Here is an 18,121-nt window from a genome sequence, read left to right as displayed (position 1 = left end):
GAATGAAGATAAAACTTTCGATTTATAAAACAAAAAGATTTACAGATGACATTGATCAGGTTTTGAATTTGGAAAGAGTCCAGAAACCTATCGAATTTGAGATAGATAATGCAAGAGTATACCTTTATGCAAAGCAAGTTATGGATCCAATGCCTCCTGAATGGACAACTTTATTTACAAGCCAAAAGACGGACATAGAATCCGATTTCTTCGGTATGAACAGTAGCACTGGGGCAGTCTTAGTTGTTGAGGTTAATAATTCAAGATATCTAATTCCATTTGGGACTGGTCATCACTTAATCAATGATAATAGTATTGTCAAAGGTTTTGGACTCAAAACAACCCTTAACTGTATTGAACATAAAAAAATCCGTAGCTTAGATAAAGGTAGTCACAACGAGACTAACCTTTTAACTCGTAGTCAGAGCAGTAAAGAAGTAGATATATTTAATCTTAAAATAGATTCTGAGATGGATATTCTCACAACCCTCACAGGCACTTCCACAGAGGATGTTTTAGGAAACAAAATAACAGGGAAAGACGCTTTTTTAATTATGCCTGATGTTGACTTAAAAGCAATTCCTGAATTGTTAACGAAAATAGACTCTATTTATCTATTACCTCTCCCTGAAGAATTTGAGTGGGTTAACAATATAAAAGAGGCTGATGAGGCCGAAATTGAGATATTGGATTCGCTCTTGATTGATTTGATTAAAGAAAGAAATTTCCATGACATATGGTTAGGTGAGCCAGAAATTGTAGATTGGGAAAATCAAATAGGGTATTCTTTCGAGAAAAGACAAAGAAGCATTATTTATGAAAGCTTGTCAGTAAATCATATTTGTGAGTATTTTGATGGCAAAAAAAATGAAATGACTGTTGATGAACTGAAAAGAAGTTGCCTGCATGTTTTAAATGCCGATTTTGAATCGATAAAAAAATGGTCTTTATATAGATGCATTTATGCTGAGATTAAAGACGGTGACCAAAACTATATTCTGCGAGATTCAATATGGTATGTTGCTGATAGAAAGTTCGTATCTATCATTGATGATGAAATGAAAAAAATCCTACATTATGAATATTCAGATAAATTTCCGGTTTATTCCTATAAAAGAGAAGAGGATTATAATAAGAATGTTTGTCTTAGTGATAAATCCTTTACACATATGGATCAGCAATTTATTCATCATGGAGGTGGGAAAAGTAAGATAGAATTTTGTGATCTTATAAAAGATGAATCAGATTTTATCCATGTAAAATATTACAGTGGTTCGCAAAGCATGAGCCATCTCTTTTCACAAGGATTTGTAGGTTCTGAGCTTTTCATAAGCGATTCTGAATTTAGAGGAAAGCTTAATGAAAAGTTGCCAGCTCATATAAAATTAGCGGATCATATAATTAGACCTGATGCCAAAAAATATAAATTAGTCTTCGCCATAGCTACGAATAAAAACCTTCCAGAAGATTTACCTTTATTTTCAAAAATAAATTTAAAGAACTTTCATAAGAGTATTAGCAATTTTGGATACGAAGTAAGGATCTGCAAAATAGCTGTAGACACTAACATTTACAAGAGGAAGTTATGTAAGCCACAAAAGAATAAGCTTTAAGTTAATTTGTTAATGCCAGAGATGTCTGTCAGTTTATTTAGGTAATCGCTTTTATTACTCAAGAGCCAATGAAACACTTTTGGGTTCTCAAGCAGTTTCTTAATATGAGAAATAATAATGACCCTGTAAATAANTCTGTGTAACTGCCACCGTATTAAAGGTGATCGTGTAAGCATCCCGCATAATGGTGCNATTCACTTTTAGAGATCTTCCGGCATACTGATGATGCCNCCTGAGGAGACCGCTATGCGCAAAGCCCGTTTTACCGAACACCAGAACATCGCTGTTCTGAAGTCTATGGAGGCTGGCAGAACGGTGAAGGATGTGTGCCGTGAAGCCGGAATTTCAGAAGCCAGTGACTACAACTGGAAAGCAAAATGCGGGGGTATGGAGCCAGCGGCATCAAGAAGATCATAGATTGGGAAGATGAAAAACGCCGTCTGAAGCAGATGTTCGCCGATCTGAGCCTTGAGAACAGGGCGCTGAAAGATGTGATCGAAAAAACGCTGAAGCCATCAGAAAAGCGGGAGCTGATAAAGCAAGTGGTGCAGACGTTTTCTATCAGCGTCAGGCGGGCCTGACGGGCTTTTTCTCTGAGCCGTACGGTTTATCATTACCGTCCCGACATATTGCGTGATGAACCGGTTATCAGTGCACTTCAGCAGGCAGCTGAACGTTACCCGCGTTACGGCTTCAGCAAACTGTTCCAGCTTCTGCGCCGCCAGGGTCACGCTTGAGATCATAAAAGAGTGCGCCGTATATACTGCCTGCTTAAGGTTTTTCCTATCTCAGCGAGTATCAACAACGTTTTGCTTATGGCATGGCATTAGAAAATAATCGTGCCATGACAACATATCGCGTAAGAGTCGGTTTTCATAACCCCTCTGCCCTGACATTCAGGCAACTTAATGAGATTTTAGAGCCTCAACGTTTCTGGCGAACAGATTCTTGCGGGGGGAAGTTCCGTTACTTTATGGAATATCAATATCATTCTGAGGCGAAGGATCTCTGTTCCGTGTGTTCCCTGGCTTACTTGCAAGCCTGTAAAGTAAAAAAGTGTCCGCTGGTTTTGGTGGAAATAGTGCCTGAAGCCAATAAGGGATAACGGGCTATGTCGTCAGGATCACGACGACGGGCGGCCGATATAATGGCCTCCGCAGCGTTCCTGACAATGTTCTGCGCCTTGTACTTTATGCATATCTGGCGCATTGTCCGCCGGAAAAATGATTCAGTTAGGCTTGTTGGCGCCATTTAGAGCAGTCTTGAAAGTTTGTGATGTTGCCACGAGCGGAAGCCTGAAGTCATTACTCTCATTAATTAAGCATACGGTGCGCAAATGCCGGTTACAGATAAACCAGATTTCGTCGCGGTCGTTCGAAAGGATATAGTAAGAATCAGATGTTTCTGATGGATTAAAGCAGCCCAACGCACGATAGGCTGTGTTGCTACTAAATCCACTCTGTAAGGGAAGTGGGCGCGGACCATTTTCCATTTCCTGCACTTTCAGATAGAGGCCTTGTTCGAGCCACAGCATAGATCACCTGTAATCGGTGTTAAGGTAGAAGTATTATAACCAATGCTGCTCATTTCGCCTGCTTCAGCTATTGGCTAACATAACGACCTGACCGCGGCCGACAAGCATGGCGGGGCTTCAAAAGCTTGTAAGAAGATTCATCGTGATAAATCGTTATCTCCCCCGAACTTCGTTTATTTGAGTAAAAAAACATCAGTCGTGTTATGGTGCATTTCGTTCACCAATAAGGTCGAATAACATGTCTCTTTTCCATCTTGCGCTGGCTAAAATGGGCAAAACCACACATGATGCCAGGTGCCCTGTTTGTCATAGAACCTCTAAGCAATTAACCATTAAAATATCTAAAAAACAGACCTTAATTTGCCCACAGTGTAAATCCCTTTTCGTGATACATAGCTAAAATCCGGTGCTGATAAACACGGTTTACCGCGCGCCGCGTAAAACTTCGCTTATCGCGTCAATCGTTTTCAGCACAAGAAACTGCACAGCGAAGAAAGGGTAGGCCACGCCTGCCGCACGATATTATGATAACCATATGATAGTTATTAGAAAACAGGGGCTATCCTGAGTGTGTTTTTTGCTGTAGTTTAGTCATCTCCTGAACGAATCGATCGCCAGAGATGCCAAATATGGATAAAAAAATCATGCTGTGCCTGGTTTGGGGATTGTTAAGTGCATGTACGGCTTCGGTCGGGCAGAATTTTGATGATACTAAATTGGCGCAGATAAAATATGACGTTACGACCAGGCAGGATCTGATAGCTTTATTTGGCCAGCCATCTTCAGAAACGCCCTTTCCGCAGGGGCAAAGTATTTTGATGTGGACCTGGAGCCAGGCAAAAGCAATGAGCACCACCCAAGGAAGGACGCTGACCATAAGACTACTTAACGGCAAGGTGAAAAGCTACGCGGCCAGCCAAAGCTGAACAAAATATGCCACGATATTGAGCGGTGTTGGAGCGGCCAGCGGGAATCGAACCCGCGTCATCAGCTTGGGAAGCTGAGGTAATACCATTATACGATGGCCGCACAGCGTCGCGGAGTATAACACAGCCTATAAAACAATTGTTTAATTCGGGCAAAACTAAATCGCTAAAGCCGTTCGCGCTTTCCATGTTGGCTGGCGGCGTGTTGCTATCACCCAAATCATTTTCTCATGCTGAAGAAAAGTGCGGCCTGAACCGATCCGCTGCAAAAGCCGTTATCAGCATAATCAACGCGCCTTTTATTGACGGCACGGAGCAGGCAGTTTTTTCGCATCAGCGGGATATCACGACATCGAGCATTGGCTTGCAGTGAATAAAACTGACAGAATATGGAAATTGTGTTAACATTCGCTTTCGTATTATAAAAATAAGCAGGTTTATTATCCAAAATATCAAATATCAGTGCCCGTCTTGTCACGGATGTCAGTACCGCTTCTCAGTCTTCAACATCACTGCCAAAAATCCTCACGGTGCCAACTGCATTTTCTGTAAAGCTCAAATGATGGTCAGTTATAAGGCTTTTGCCAGCTGATAACAATTGCCGTCGGCCTGTCGCCGATGGTAGATATCCTCCTCAGTTTTAACCTCTCAGTTCCCCGGCATTGCCGCGCCAGATGCGATAAACCAGAACAAAAACGCCATCGCTGCTAAAAAGATAAGTCCGGGGGCAATTGCTCTTTTATTCACGCCTTATCACCTTGTGTTCGTCATCAATGGGAAAAGCGCAGTCTATCATATCCTGTATATTGCCTTACAGTTGCTCAGTTGTTTTTGCTGGCAAAATACCGTCGCAAGCCGATCTCTCAACCCTTATGCCCCGTGATATTGAGGTGATGCAGCCATTGGCGCTTGCTGCTTATTACATCGATCCGGCATGGACAGGTTGTTTAATGACCCGCTGGTCAGCGCACTCTGATACAGCGGCTATACTGGTAGCTGGCGTTAAACAACCGGAGAAAAACGATGACCATTCATAAGAAAGGGCAGGCACACTGGGAAGGCAACATTAAGCAGGGTAAAGGCACGGTTTCCACCGAAAGTGGTGCGCTGAGCCAGCAGCCGTACGGATTCAATACTCGCTTTGAAGGCAAACCGGGAACTAACCCGGAAGAGTTGATCGGCGCTGCGCACGCAGCCTGTTTTTCGATGGCGCTTTCGCTAATGCTGGGTGAAGCCGGGCATACGCCTGAAAGTATTGATACCACCGCCGATGTCTCGCTGGACAAAGTGGATGGTGGCTTTGCCATTACCAAAGTGGCGTTGCAAAGCAAGATAGCATTGCCGGGGATTGAGAAATCCACCTTTGACGGGATCATCCAGCAGGCGAAAGCAGGGTGCCCAATCTCTAAACTGCTGAATACTGAAATCACCCTCGACTACCAGCTGGAAAATTAATTCCGGTTTAAGGCAACGACGTCCTGGTTAAGTCAGGAAACGGTTAAGGATGTGAAAAAAACGCGCTAATCCTCCTGCTTTAGGAGTTGGAGAGATTGGGAAGTGTTGTGCTATCCCCGATAGTCAGGTAGCGGCAGTTTGCAGGCCGTGTGCTAAATGAGGATATCAAAATGAAAAAAACAACACTGTCAGTAATGATTGGCATTTTCACAGCAGGCGCTTTTTTTACAAACTTTTCGCATGCACATGATCCGGGCGATGGCCCGGATCGCTCCTGGCACCAGCAGCAGGGTGAGCACGATAATCGTGGCGACGAACGACGTGCTGTCCGCAGCCACAACGATCGTGGATACGGCAGTCGTGAAGATCCGGGAGAACGTACTCATTTCACCTGGCGTGGCGATGATTTTCGCCGTGGTCACCCGGCTCCCCAGCGCTATCGCGGCGACGGTTACCGCGTTGATGACTGGCGCGACCGTGGTCTGGAAGAGCCACCGCGCGGCGCGCACTGGGCTTATATTGACGGCAACTATGTGCTGATTGCGGCTGCAACGGGGCTGGTTACTGCGATCATCGTCGGCAATCTGTCAGGCCATCACTGATTCTCTCTGGCCGATGGCTTCTGCCATCGGCATGTCTCATTTCCCAACGGTTTATTCCGCCGACGAGATCGTCTTACTCGTTCCATTATCATTATTTTTCAGCCTGTTATTTTGCACGCTGTTACATCCCATTTTTACGGCACAGGGCGCAAATTATCGTCAGCATCAGGCTTGTTGCTCCGGCATTCCCTCAATTATGATTACCCACGTCGGACTGAATGAACAGAGCAAAAACATAAACCGGGCTAAGGACAGAACATGGAAAACCGCATGGATAAACTGGAAGGACATATTGGCCTGTTACAGACCGATGTAGGGGTGTTAAAAACAGACGTCGGAATGCTTAAAATGGATGTTGGCATGCTCAAAGTTGATGTCGACCGGTTGAAAGAAGACGTCGGTAAGCTGAAAGACGATGTCGGCATCCTGAAGATCGATGTGGGGGTTATCAAGTCTAATTATGCCACCAAAGAAGATGTCTTCCGGCTTGACAGTAAAATGGAGAGCCTGCGTAGCGAGCTTCACCAGTCTCTCGCCGCACAGATCAAATGGTTTGCCACTTCTCAGCTCGGGTTGCTTGCCCTTGGTCTGGGATTAGCAAAACTCTTTTTCTGAAACCTGGCGGGTGTACCCGTTAATTTCCCGCCTGAACCAAACTATCCGGTATTTAACCTTATAGACGTCTGGACATGTAGCCATCACCTTATGTAGCATGGACATAAGAATTTTCTCTAAGGAAGCAGGCCAATGACTCAGCAGATAAAGATCCTGGACGGTGGAATGGGGCGTGAACTTGCCAGAGTAGGGGCACCTTTCCGCCAGCCTGAGTGGTCTGCACTGGCTCTGTATGAGGCTCCGCAAAGGGTACGCGAGGTTCACGATAGCTTTATCTCTGCCGGAGCGGGCACCATCACTACCAACAGCTATGCGGTCGTCCCTTTCCACATCGGTGAAGCGCGTTTTAACGCTGATGGTGAGCATCTGGCCGCACTGGCCGGTCAGTTGGCGCGCCAGGCTGCCAATGCCGCCACACATCCGGTGCAGGTGGCGGGCAGTTTGCCTCCGGCGCTGGGTTCATACCGACCCGATCTGTTTGATGCACAACAGGCGCTGAAGATCTATCGCGTACTGGTAGCGGCACAAGCTCCTTACGTAGATGTCTGGCTGGGTGAAACCATCAGTTCCCTGGCAGAAGCCGTAGCGATTCACCAAGCGGTAGCAGACCAGCCCCAGCCGTTATGGCTGTCGTTCAGCCTGCAAGATGGCCCTGATAAGACGCGACGCGACAGTAGGTTGCGTTCGGGTGAAAGCGTTTCTGCCGCCGTGGAGCTGGCGGTGGAGTCAGGTGCAACTCATATTCTGTTTAACTGCAGCAATCCGGAAGTCATGCTATCGGCAGTGCAGCAGGCGGCCGCAACTCTGCGTCGGCTTGGATCTGGGGCCGGGATTGGCGTTTACGCCAATGCGTTCGAGCACGGCAGCAACGAAGGCGGAGCCAATGAAGGCCTGAGCGATTTACGTCAGGATACTCACCCGGAAGGCTATTTGCGCTGGGCGCGCGAGTGGGTAGCGGCAGGTGCTACGCTGGTCGGCGGATGTTGTGGTATTGGCCCTGAACATATCCAGTGCCTGGCCAGCGCGTTTAAATAAACACCAGCGCCCCAACCGCATTGCGGAAAAATAAAAACAGGAAAACAACATCATGAATCGTCGCAACTTTATCAAAACCACCGGTGCACTTTCTGTTGCTGCTGCATGCGGCGGCTGGCCTTTATCACCACTTTGGGCGGCTGAAGCCACGCCGGAGACCGCTAAAAAAGGCGGCCATCTGATTGTAGGCATCGATAATGCGTCCAGTACCGATCGGCTTGATCCGGCATTCTGGTTTGAATCCTACATGTACTTCGTCGGTTCGCAGTTGTTTAACGGCCTGGTAGAAATAGACGAGCAGGGCAAAATCGTGCCTTCGTTGGCGGAAAGCTGGGAAGCCCGGGACGGCAGTAAAACCTGGCTGCTTAATATCCGTCAGGGCGTACAGTTCCATGATGGTCGCACTTTGAGTGCCAAAGATGTGGTTTATTCGCTTAATCATCATCGTGATGAGAAATCCAGCTCTTCGGTCAAGGGCTATCTGGAGCCGGTGACATCGCTGGAAGCCGCTACGCCAAATCAGGTTATCATCAAGCTGAAAGAGCCAAATGTTGAGTTTATTGCGCTGTTAAGCGACGTGCATTTCGTTATCACTGCCGAAAACGAAAGCTTCGATAAAGGCATTGGTACAGGCGCGTTTATTCTTGAAAACTTCAAGCCCGGCGTGCGTACGCTGGTGAAGCGTAATCCTCATCACTGGAATCCGGCTCGCGGTCATGTTGATTCTGTTGAAACGTTGGCGATGAATGACTCCACGGCTCGTGTTGCTGCGCTGGCCAGTGGTTCTGCACATCTGATAAACCGCGTTAATCCTCGTATTGTCGATCGGCTAAAAAGGATGCCAGGCATCCAGCTGTTGCGCTCGCGCGACAGTCAGATTTTTACCTTCCCTGGCCTTGCTCATGCAGCACCCTTCAACACCCTGGACGGGCGTCTCGCGCTGAAATACGCCATCGATCGTCAGCAGATCATAAACACCGTTCTTAGCGGCTACGGCAGCGTGGCCAATGACAACCCGATTTTCCCGTCCAGCCCCTATTACGCTAAGGATATTCCGCAGCGTCCTTATGACCCGGAAAAAGCCAAATATCACTGGCAGAAAAGCGGCTTTGGCGGGCCACTGGTGCTGTCAGTTGCCGAAGCTGGCTTCCCTGGCGCGGTGGATGCGGGTCAGCTGTTCCAGAACTCTGCCGCAAGAGCTGATATTCCGCTGCAGGTGGAACGTGTGCCGGATGATGCGTTCTGGGATAACGTCTGGATGAAGAAGCCCTTTGTTTCCTCCAACTGGGCGCTGCGCCCGACGGCGGATGCGCTGCTGTCGCTGGTATTTACCAGCAACGCGCCTTGGAACGAGTCGCAGTGGAAAGAGCCGGCATTTGATCGGCTGGTCAAAGCTGCGCGCGCTGAACAGGATGAACAGAAACGCCGCCAGATATACCATGATATTCAGGTGATGCTGGTGGAGAAGGGCAGCGAAATCATCCCGCTTTATGCCGATGCCCTGGATGCGGCCAGCAGTAAAATCCGTGGCTTCGTCGCCATTCCGGGCTTTACGATGAGCGGTAACCGTGCAGCGGAAAAAGTGTGGTTTGCGTAATCTCCCATGAGCCTGTTTCGTGAAAGTCGGGGGAAAGGAAACTTTCCCCTGTTAAAACTGATTGGTTTGCGGCTGCTGGCTGGGGTAGCCATGCTGCTGGTGGTCTCAATGCTCATTTTCATCGGCATACAGTTGCTACCTGGCAATGCAGCAACCGCAATTCTGGGGCAATCGGCGACACCGCAAGCGGTGGCGGCGCTTAATCAGCAGCTGGGGCTGGATCAGCCAGCGCTAAGCCGCTATCTCTCCTGGCTGGCTGGCGTACTGCACGGCGATTTTGGCCATAGTTTCACCAGCCGTGAAGCCATTGCACCAGTACTGCTTGACCGGCTGGCTAACACGCTGTCTCTGGCCTGTTTTACCGCAATGGTCGCCGTGCCAATGGCGCTGGTGACAGGGTTTATTTCTGCGCGCTACCAGGGGCGGTGGATTGACCGCCTGCTTAACCTGTTTACACGGGCTGCCGTTTCATTGCCGGAATTTTTCTCCGGTTATCTGCTGATTCTGGTTTTCTCCATCACGTTTTTTTGGTTGCCCAGTAACAGCAGTATCTCTGATGATATGCCGCTGGGCGATCGTCTGCAGGCCATCGCTCTGCCTTGTGTTACGCTGATTTTCGCCATTCTCGGGCATATGAGCAATATGACGCGCGCTGCACTGGTCACTGCGCAGAATGCCGCATGGGTTGACACCGCCTTAATGAAAGGGTTATCGCCATCAGCGATCCTGTTCCGACATGTGTTGCCGAACGCATGGGGGCCGATAATCAACGTGATTGTGCTGAACCTTGCCTGGCTTATGGTGGGGGTGGTGATCGTCGAGAATGTCTTTGTCTATCCAGGTCTGGGCCAGTATATGGTGGACAGCATTAGCAAACGTGATATCCCGGTGATTCAGGATTGTGCGCTGCTGTTGGCAGGTATCTATATCCTGCTGAACCTTCTGGCGGATGTGGTTGCCCTGCTGGCCAACCCGCGTCTGCGCCACAGCCGTTAACCAACGGCGCTGATTCATATCCCGGTGACCCTTTACAGGTTACCGGGACGCTACCAGGAATTGTTGTAGATGTTGAGACTGAAAGTTGCTGTTCTCCCCGGAGCCATCGGGCTGAGCCTGTTCATTTTAGTAGCACTGCTGGCTCCGTGGCTGGCACCTTATGCGCCGGAGCAGATAGTTGGCAGTGCATGGAGCGGGATGACGCCGCAAAACTGGCTGGGGACGGATAATCTTGGCCGCGACCTGCTTTCTCGGCTGATCTGGGGAACTCGCATTTCGCTGAGTGTTAGCGCGCTGGCAACGCTGTTAGCATTTGTCATTGGTATCTTCCTTGGTTTTCTGGCCGGTTACGCCCGTGGCTGGGTTGACCAGCTGATATCCAGGGTTAACGATGTGCTGATGGCGATCCCAACGCTGATCCTGGCTCTGGTCGTGTTGGCGATGCTGCCGAAAACCATGCCGATGATTGTTGCCGTGTTGGGCATTCTTGAGTCTACTCGCGTGCTGCGCGTGGCGCGTTCCCTGGCGCTGGATATTGCCGCACAGGAGTTTATTGAAGTGGCCCGCCTGCGTGGTGAACGGCTGAGCTGGGTTTTGTGGCGTGAGATCCTGCCGAATGCCTACACCACGCTGGTGGCAGAATTCGCCTTACGCTTTATCTTTATCCTGCTGTTCCTGTCGGCGCTTTCGTTCCTCGGGCTTGGCATTCAGCCGCCTGCTGCCGACTGGGGCGGACTGGCGCGTGACAACAAAGACGGCATTCTGTTTGGCGTTTGGGCCGCCTTGATCCCCGGCGCGGCGATTGCCCTGCTGGCGCTGGTGTTAAACAGCGTGGCCGACTGGCTGTTAAGCCAGCATACTCGTAGCTGGCAGGAGTAAATATGAGCGAGCAACCGTTGTTAAGCGTTGAAAAACTGCGGGTTACTGCGGGTAGCGCAGTACTGGTCGATGACATCTCTTTTACCTTGCGTAAGGGCGAGGTACTCGGGTTGATTGGCGAATCCGGGGCGGGCAAATCGACCATAGGTCAGGCGATCCTCGGTCACTGCCGACACGGCATGACGCTGAGCGGGGGGCAGATCCACTTTTCCGGGCGTGAACTGACCGCGCTGACAGAGCGCCAGTGGCGTAAGGTTCGCGGCGCGAAAATTGCCTATGTGGCGCAGTCCGCCAGTGCGGCCTTTAATCCGGCGAAAAAAATCGGTGAGCAGGTGATTGAAAGCGCCATTCGTCATCGGGTATGCGATCGCCGCACGGCTATTCGTCGCGCCATTGAAATTTTTTCCCAGCTGCAGCTGCCGCAGCCGGAGATATTCTTCCAACGTTATCCGCATCAGGTTTCTGGTGGACAGCTACAGCGCGCCATGATTGCTATGGCAATTTGCGCCGGGCCTGAACTGATTATTTTCGATGAACCTACCACCGCGCTGGATGTGACAACCCAGCTGGAAGTATTGAGGGCTATTCAGCAGGTCATCGAGCTGACCGGTGTCGCCGCGCTCTATATCAGCCACGATTTGGCGGTCGTCGCCCAGCTTAGCCAACGCATCATGGTGTTGCGCCGTGGTCGACAGGTGGAAGCGGGCAGCACTGAGGCGCTGCTGACGCAGCCGCAGCAGGATTACACCCGCCAATTGCTGCACAGCCATGGTGAACCCCACCAGCCGCGTAGCGCGACATCGCCGTTACTTATTGCCCGCCAGGTCAGCGTTGAGTATCACGGTGATAAGGTACTGCATGCGGTGTCGCTGACCATTGGTCGTGGGCGTACGCTGGCGTTAATCGGCGAGTCCGGTGCAGGAAAATCAACGCTCGGGCGCGCCGTATGTGGTCTGGTCACCCCATCGCAGGGGGAGATTCATTTTAACCAAAAGCCGCTGCCCGCCATGCTACGTCAGCGCACGCGACAGCAGCTGCAAAGTGTGCAAATGATCCATCAGCACCCCGATACCGCACTTAATCCACGGCTAACCATCCGGCTGCAAATTGAACGGGCGATGGTGTGTCTGACCGGGCTTTCTGCGCCACAACGTCATGCGCGAGTTGATGAGCTACTGGTGAAGGTGGGGCTTTCACCGCTGCTGGCCGACCGGTATCCTCATGCGCTTTCTGGTGGGCAAAAACAGCGCGTTTGCATTGCCCGTGCGCTGGCGGTGCAGCCGGAGCTGATCGTCTGTGATGAACCGACCTCGGCGCTGGATCCGCTGGTCGGGCGCGAGGTGCTGGCACTGCTGAAAAAATTGCAGCAGGAAACCGGCGTTTCGCTACTGTTTATCACCCACGATTTGCATGTCGTCAGGGCAGTGGCGGATGAAGTGATGGTGTTACGTCACGGCAACGTTGTGCGTCAGGGAGGATTGGATCAGGTGTTCAGCTCTCCACTTGACGACTATACCGCCCGACTGCTGGCGGCAGTACCGCAAATGCGCCCCGGCTGGTTGCAGGAAGTGAGCGCTAAAGATGCGTAAATGATAAGTCCTGTGAAAAGGGGCAGGCGGATAAAGTTTGTTATTCAACTCCGATAACCCTGTGTCACGCTGCTTAAAAAACAAATATGCGCAGATTTTCTGCTGATATCGACTAACGGCATGGGGTTTGTGTGCGGTTAATTTGACCACACAATCGGCTTGCACTCAGGGGCGGGATGCTGACGATGACAAAAAAACCTGTTTAATTTCATCTTACTGGCTCTGTCACTATGCACACCAGTGGCGTGCTCACTGTATGCGCTGCAAGAGTTCCAGTCGCGTTTTGAGTTCTCGCAGTAAGGATTGTCGGGTAACAACTGATATCGTGTTACCCGACCGTTTTTTGCGACACAGTCTGATGTTCTGCTATTTCAGACCGTACGGCTTTTTTGCTACAGCAGCAAACTTAATTTCACCATTTTCACCAGACGCTTTTATTCATTGACGGTCTGAGTAATCGTTCCGCTAAATAAAGGCGCTGTGCTGGTATTCTCCTGCCAGGAGAAAGTCAGTTTATTATTCCCACTTTCAGCCCAGGTCAGATATTGCTTATCCCCCTCTGTGGAGATGTTGCCCTCTGTCAGCCATTCAATATTATCAACGCGCTGTGAATATCTGCCTTTTAGCCAAATCTGCGTTTTTTCACCCACGGCGACTTCAGCAAGGCTGATTTTTTGATCCGTTGCAGAATAGGTGGAAATATCATCGCTCAGCAGACTGATATCGGAAATGTGGTTGCCCATTAAAGCAAACAGTTTAAGAGCCGGGAATTGAGAAATAAAGTCAATATTGGTGAGTTTACCCTGAGCAACGGCTAACAGAGTCAGTTTGCTCTTAAATCCTATATCTCTGATCTGTTCATCGCTGATACCGGTATTATTGCAGTACAGCTGAACAAGTCGCTCTGAGGATGAAATTGGGGAGAAGTCAGAGATGCCAGGGCAACCCTGCAAAACCAATCGCACCAGTTTTGGTGCCGCACTGATGCCTTCAATATTGGTCAACTCAATATTTTCAATCAGGCTCAATGATTGTAGCGCAGGAAGGTTAGCTGCTTTACTAAAAGAAGAAAGGCTGTTGTAGTTCAGGCTAACCTGCATCAGAGAGGGTAAGTTGGTCAATTCAATATCAGTGATATGACTCTCATCCAGCTGGAGTAAATAGATCTGCTGATGGCCTGCAACGACGGCTTTTTCTATCTTATTGTTACTGGCATAGACATGAGAAACATTATCCAGTTTATTCAGCCAGTCGAGATCGGTTAACTGGTTGTTGTCAAGCCAGAGTCTTTTCAGTCCTGACAGGTTTACCACGTTTTTCAGCGAGGTGATGCGGTTATTTGTCGCCCAGATACCAATCAGCCAGCGACTGTTTAGCGCATCAATATTCGTCAGATTATTATTTTGAATCTGAAGCTGAACAAGCTTATTCATTCCGGACATAAATGAAACTGAGTTGAGCTGGCACGAGTTAAGCCAGAGTACGGTCATGTCCGAATATTTCTCAAGCCGGTCGAACTCTGCGCCTGTATACTGATTACCGGATAAATCAAGCTCGGTGATGTGTTCCAGCTTAAGGATTTCCTCCATCTTAAGATTGGGGTTATAGGCAAAACCAACGCTATAGAGCTGGTTCAGATTTTTCAAAGGTTCCAACGAGGTAATATTATTCCCTGTAAATGTGACTAACTGCAGATTCTCTGCATATTCCAGACCCGACAAATCAGAGATATCCTTATCCAAAGCTCTGAGATGAGTCAGATCCAATATATTGACAGTGGAAACACCTTCACTTTCGGCCAGGTTTAATGTGGTTTTAATGGCGGATTCTAGATTCTTATCTTTAAAATAGATCATGCTCACCGCTGCGAAAGTATGGGGTGCGCCTTTGGTATAAACTGACATAAAAATTCCTTATTTATGATGATTGACGTTTTATTTATAATGAGGTGGGAAGATTCCTCCCGTAAAATATATAAGATTGAAATCAGGTGAGACAAGTAAAATTCACTGGAAAAGGCGTCAGAATTTATTAGCAGGAAATCATATTATGTTCTTTTCTGTGCCGCGTTTAAAGTATCTTTGTCAGCAAATAACGGCTGAATTTAAATAAGCATCCTGGCACCCTGGCCGGTTTTAACCACGGTGCAACTGTTGGCGCACGGCAGTTATGGGCAGGTGAGAGTGATAGCCTGGTCTTTTGACGCGTTAATCAGGGCGAAACGGTGGTCAGAAATACGTTGTGTCAGCCAGTTATCCTCCGTCACCGCCGTGGGGATATAGAGCTGACGGTCATTGGAGTGCAAGGGGCCGCTGTCGAGTTTCAGCGATGGCAGGTTGACTGAAAATGAGCTGAACCGGTCAATAATCCGGCCCTGCAACATTCCCAGCGGTTGACCACTCAGCGTTTCAACCTTGCCCACGCATATTTTGCCCTGCTCGTTGGAGGAACAGGCGCTAAGCACCAGCACGTACAGCAGTAAGCAAATGACGGCAGGCCGTGGCGAGCAATCTGGCGTTGACCAACGTCCTGAACGGTTCATACGGCATCCTGTTGGTTTCATTTCAGGCATATTATAGCCCACCGTCACACCTCTATGACGTAATTATCATTGCTCTGTTCACCGCAGATTAGTGGCTAATAGTCACATCCGTCTGGCGATAACAGTTGACTGAATCAATTCAGCTAATGTGTTAACACCAGTTCGCAAGCCAACTAATGAGTGTTACAATTGCCGACATATTGCGATCCCGATCACACTAAGTGAGTGAAAGAACCCCTGTAACAACAGGCTTCCGGGCATTTTCTGCGTGAAATGAGAAACACAATTTTGGCAGTTGTCGGTGCTAAATGCGGCATCAGTTATACACTCTTTTGCGATTTATCCTGGCGTGCTCAGGTCGATCACCGAGGACGGGTGGAGATTATTGAGCCGGGCCGGATAAGCCTTCTTGGGTACTAATCAGACTTATCGAATCATTCCAGTGAATAATAAAATCTTAGATTTGTTTCTGACGTCTTTTTTGCTGATACCCGCTGCTTCAGCTCTGCGCAAGCAGATGCAGTCGGCGTTCAGGCACAGGAACCATCCCTTATGGTGATTAAACAGCGTGGCGGGCTGTCCGAACTGGATACGCCTGCTGCGGTCAGCGTGGTGGACGGTGACGATCTGCGCCGCGCCAGCGCACAGATTAATCTCGCGGAGAACTTAGCCAGCGTCCCGGGGCTGCAAATCCAGAATCGCCAGAATTATGCGCAGGATCTGCAGCTGTCGGTACGCGGTTTTGGCAGCCGTTCAATGTACGGCGTGCGCGGCGTGCGGTTATATGTTGACGGTATTCCGGCCACCATGCCGGATGGTCAGGGACAGACGTCAAATATCGATATCAACTCGGTGGGTAAAATAGAAGTGCTGCGCGGGCCTTACTCCGCACTGTATGGCAATGCCTCCGGCGGCGTGGTCAACATTGATACCCTTTCTGGCAGCCAGCCCACAACGCTGGAAGCAGGGACTTATTTTGGCAGTTCGGCTCATGGCGTAATAGCGTTAAGGTCAGCGGCGCGACCGGTGATGGTAGCCAGGCAGGTGATGTCAATTACACTCTGTCCGCATCGCGCTTTACCACCCACGGTTATCGCCATCATAGCGGCACGCAGAAGAACCTCGGTAACGGCAAACTCGGCGTAAGGCTGGATGATGTCAGTACCCTGACGCTGATGTTCAACAGCGTATCGGTAGATGCCAACGATCCCGGCGGGCTGACCGCTGAAGAGTATCAGGCTAACCCGCGTCAGTCGCCGCGTGGCGATGCGTTTAATACCCGCAAAAGCCTCGATCAGACGCAGTTTGGCCTACGCTATCAGCGTGAGTTCAGCGACAGTGACCGGTTGACGCTGACCACCTGGCACGGCGAGCGCCACACCACCCAGTATCAGTCGATTCCGCTGGCACCGCAGCGCAATCCTGCCTATCCGGGTGGCGTTATTCTGCTGGAGCGGAAATATCAGGGCATTGATACCCGCTGGCAGCACGATGGCCAGCTGGGGGCGGTGCCGGTGACGCTGAACGGCGGGGTTGACTATGAAACCATGACCGAGCGCCGCCAGGGTTTCCAGAACTACAACCTGGTGGGTGGCGTGCCGGCTTTTGGTGAGAAAGGCGCGCAGCGGCGCAATGAAAAAAATACCCTGTGGAACCTGGATCCTTATCTGCAAACCCGCTGGCGGCTGACGCCGAAATGGACGCTGGACGCCGGGCTGCGCTACAGCACCGTCAGTTTTGACTCTACCGACTACTACATCACATCGGGCAACGGCGATGACAGCGGCAGCGCACGTTACCACCGGCTGTTACCAATGGGGGCGCTGAATTATGCGGTCAGCGACGCATGGAATGTTTATCTCTCCGCCGGTCGGGGTTTCGAAACGCCGACGATTAACGAGTTGTCCTATCGTTCCATTAACGGGGATGTTACCGGACTGAATCTCGGATTGAAACCGGCCACCAGCGATACGATAGAGCTGGGTAGTAAAACCCGCATTGGCTATGGCCTGCTCACCGCTGCCCTGTTCCAGACCGATACCGATAATGAGCTGGTGGTGGATGACAATGAAAATGGCCGTGGCGTATATAAAAACGCCGGGGAAACGCGCCGTCGTGGGTTAGAGCTGGGCTTTGACCAGCAGTTTGCTACGGACTGGCGTGTGAAGCTGGCCTGGACGCTGCTGGACGCCACCTATCGCCATGAGACCTGTAATGCGAAAAGCGTTTGTACTCCAGCGGGCAACCGTCTGCCGGGCATTGCGCGCAATATGGGCTACGCTTCACTGCAATTTGCGCCGGAAAGCGGCTGGCACGCCGGTGCGGATATCCGCACTATGAGCCAGATTCAGGCCAACGATGCTAACCGTGCTCAGGCTCCGTCTTACACCATTGCCAGCCTGAACGGCGGCTACCGCTTTAACTGGGAACGCTGGTCGCTGGATCTGTTTAGCCGCGTCGATAACCTGTTCGACCGCCGTTACATCGGCTCGGTGATCGTCAATGAAGGTAACAAACGCTACTTCGAACCGGCACCGGGTCGTAACTGGGGCGGTGGTGCCACTATCAGCTATCAGTTTTAAATTTTAGCCGGGCGCAGCCCGGCAATGAATCCTGCAAGTGCCTGCCAGGGACGCTTGCCTCAGTACCGTAATAACAATACTGGATGGATAAGTCAGCATAAACGCGAGCTTTATACAGACGCTTTACGCTTCAACGAAGACTTTTAATTTGGATAA

Annotated in this window: 16 protein-coding genes, 1 tRNA gene and 2 pseudogenes; 15 read left to right on the top strand and 4 right to left on the bottom strand. The window is 49.9% G+C overall.

The genetic code is table 11. From position 1 onward, the window contains the following. Positions 1–2: 2 nt before the first annotated feature. From EPYR_RS12765 to EPYR_RS21135, 3 genes and pseudogenes are all read left to right on the top strand, one after another. On the top strand, positions 3–1,613 hold the full coding sequence (locus EPYR_RS12765; RefSeq protein WP_012668805.1) for a TIGR04141 family sporadically distributed protein: 1,611 nt from the start codon (positions 3–5) through the stop codon (positions 1,611–1,613). A gap of 246 nt (positions 1,614–1,859) precedes the next feature. Beyond that, positions 1,860–2,347: pseudogene (locus EPYR_RS12760) on the top strand (transposase); the annotation flags it as partial. Between the two features lie 110 nt (positions 2,348–2,457). Then, the gene (locus EPYR_RS21135; protein WP_071819820.1) at positions 2,458–2,718 is read left to right on the top strand and encodes a hypothetical protein; all 261 of its coding nucleotides are present in this window, start codon (positions 2,458–2,460) and stop codon (positions 2,716–2,718) included. A gap of 123 nt (positions 2,719–2,841) precedes the next feature. Here EPYR_RS21135 and EPYR_RS19405 read toward each other — a convergent pair whose 3' ends face one another. Further along, positions 2,842–3,147 carry a hypothetical protein gene (locus EPYR_RS19405; RefSeq protein WP_041474022.1) on the bottom strand — a complete coding sequence of 102 codons (306 nt, stop codon included), beginning with the start codon at positions 3,145–3,147 and terminating at the stop codon, positions 2,842–2,844. Positions 3,148–3,385: 238 nt separating this feature from the next. Here EPYR_RS19405 and EPYR_RS21560 point away from each other — a divergent pair, with 238 nt between their 5' ends. After that, entirely contained in the window at positions 3,386–3,547 is a 162-nt protein-coding gene (locus tag EPYR_RS21560; protein WP_222838325.1) for a YnfU family zinc-binding protein, read from the top strand. A 229-nt stretch (positions 3,548–3,776) separates the two neighbouring features. After that, complete coding sequence (locus EPYR_RS12750) at positions 3,777–4,073, top strand: hypothetical protein (RefSeq protein ID WP_012668803.1); 297 nt, start codon at positions 3,777–3,779, stop codon at positions 4,071–4,073. 29 nt (positions 4,074–4,102) lie between these two features. On the opposite strand, the gene EPYR_RS12745 is transcribed toward EPYR_RS12750, so the two are convergent. Beyond that, a tRNA-Gly gene (locus EPYR_RS12745) sits at positions 4,103–4,176 on the bottom strand. A 270-nt stretch (positions 4,177–4,446) separates the two neighbouring features. Here EPYR_RS12745 and ymcF point away from each other — a divergent pair. The 9 genes from ymcF (at position 4,447) to EPYR_RS12700 (ending at position 12,841) form a co-directional block, all read left to right on the top strand. Then, entirely contained in the window at positions 4,447–4,665 is a 219-nt protein-coding gene (gene ymcF / locus EPYR_RS21645) for a cold shock small protein YmcF (protein WP_436198088.1), read from the top strand. A gap of 431 nt (positions 4,666–5,096) precedes the next feature. Then, positions 5,097–5,528, top strand: a complete 432-nt coding sequence (locus EPYR_RS12735; protein ID WP_012668801.1) for an OsmC family protein — start codon at positions 5,097–5,099, stop codon at positions 5,526–5,528. 170 nt (positions 5,529–5,698) lie between these two features. After that, complete coding sequence (locus EPYR_RS12730; protein ID WP_012668800.1) at positions 5,699–6,130, top strand: RcnB family protein; 432 nt, start codon at positions 5,699–5,701, stop codon at positions 6,128–6,130. A 258-nt stretch (positions 6,131–6,388) separates the two neighbouring features. After that, positions 6,389–6,745: a hypothetical protein gene (locus tag EPYR_RS12725; RefSeq protein ID WP_012668799.1), complete on the top strand. Its 357-nt coding sequence runs from the start codon at positions 6,389–6,391 to the stop codon at positions 6,743–6,745. A gap of 132 nt (positions 6,746–6,877) precedes the next feature. Further along, positions 6,878–7,780 (top strand): homocysteine S-methyltransferase family protein, encoded by a 903-nt coding sequence (locus EPYR_RS12720; RefSeq protein ID WP_012668798.1) that lies wholly within the window; start codon positions 6,878–6,880, stop codon positions 7,778–7,780. Between the two features lie 52 nt (positions 7,781–7,832). Continuing rightward, positions 7,833–9,377, top strand: coding sequence for an ABC transporter substrate-binding protein (locus tag EPYR_RS12715; protein WP_012668797.1), 1,545 nt, complete (start codon positions 7,833–7,835; stop codon positions 9,375–9,377). A gap of 6 nt (positions 9,378–9,383) precedes the next feature. After that, the gene (locus EPYR_RS12710) at positions 9,384–10,373 is read left to right on the top strand and encodes an ABC transporter permease (RefSeq protein ID WP_012668796.1); all 990 of its coding nucleotides are present in this window, start codon (positions 9,384–9,386) and stop codon (positions 10,371–10,373) included. 69 nt (positions 10,374–10,442) lie between these two features. Next, positions 10,443–11,252, top strand: coding sequence for an ABC transporter permease (locus EPYR_RS12705; protein WP_012668795.1), 810 nt, complete (start codon positions 10,443–10,445; stop codon positions 11,250–11,252). Positions 11,253–11,254: 2 nt separating this feature from the next. Continuing rightward, positions 11,255–12,841 (top strand): ABC transporter ATP-binding protein, encoded by a 1,587-nt coding sequence (locus EPYR_RS12700; protein WP_012668794.1) that lies wholly within the window; start codon positions 11,255–11,257, stop codon positions 12,839–12,841. 434 nt (positions 12,842–13,275) lie between these two features. Here the strand turns inward: EPYR_RS12700 and EPYR_RS12695 are convergent, their stop codons facing one another. Continuing rightward, on the bottom strand, positions 13,276–14,745 hold the full coding sequence (locus tag EPYR_RS12695; protein WP_012668793.1) for a leucine-rich repeat domain-containing protein: 1,470 nt from the start codon (positions 14,743–14,745) through the stop codon (positions 13,276–13,278). A gap of 263 nt (positions 14,746–15,008) precedes the next feature. Next, the gene (locus tag EPYR_RS12690; protein ID WP_041474021.1) at positions 15,009–15,383 is read right to left on the bottom strand and encodes a hypothetical protein; all 375 of its coding nucleotides are present in this window, start codon (positions 15,381–15,383) and stop codon (positions 15,009–15,011) included. Between the two features lie 442 nt (positions 15,384–15,825). Here EPYR_RS12690 and pqqU point away from each other — a divergent pair. Further along, positions 15,826–17,965: pseudogene (gene pqqU / locus EPYR_RS12685) on the top strand (TonB-dependent receptor PqqU). Positions 17,966–18,121 lie beyond the last annotated feature (156 nt).

The sequence above is a fragment of the Erwinia pyrifoliae DSM 12163 genome, from assembly GCF_000026985.1.
Classification (GTDB): Bacteria; Pseudomonadota; Gammaproteobacteria; order Enterobacterales; family Enterobacteriaceae; genus Erwinia; species Erwinia pyrifoliae.
This window is presented reverse-complemented; position numbering and strand designations above follow the sequence as displayed.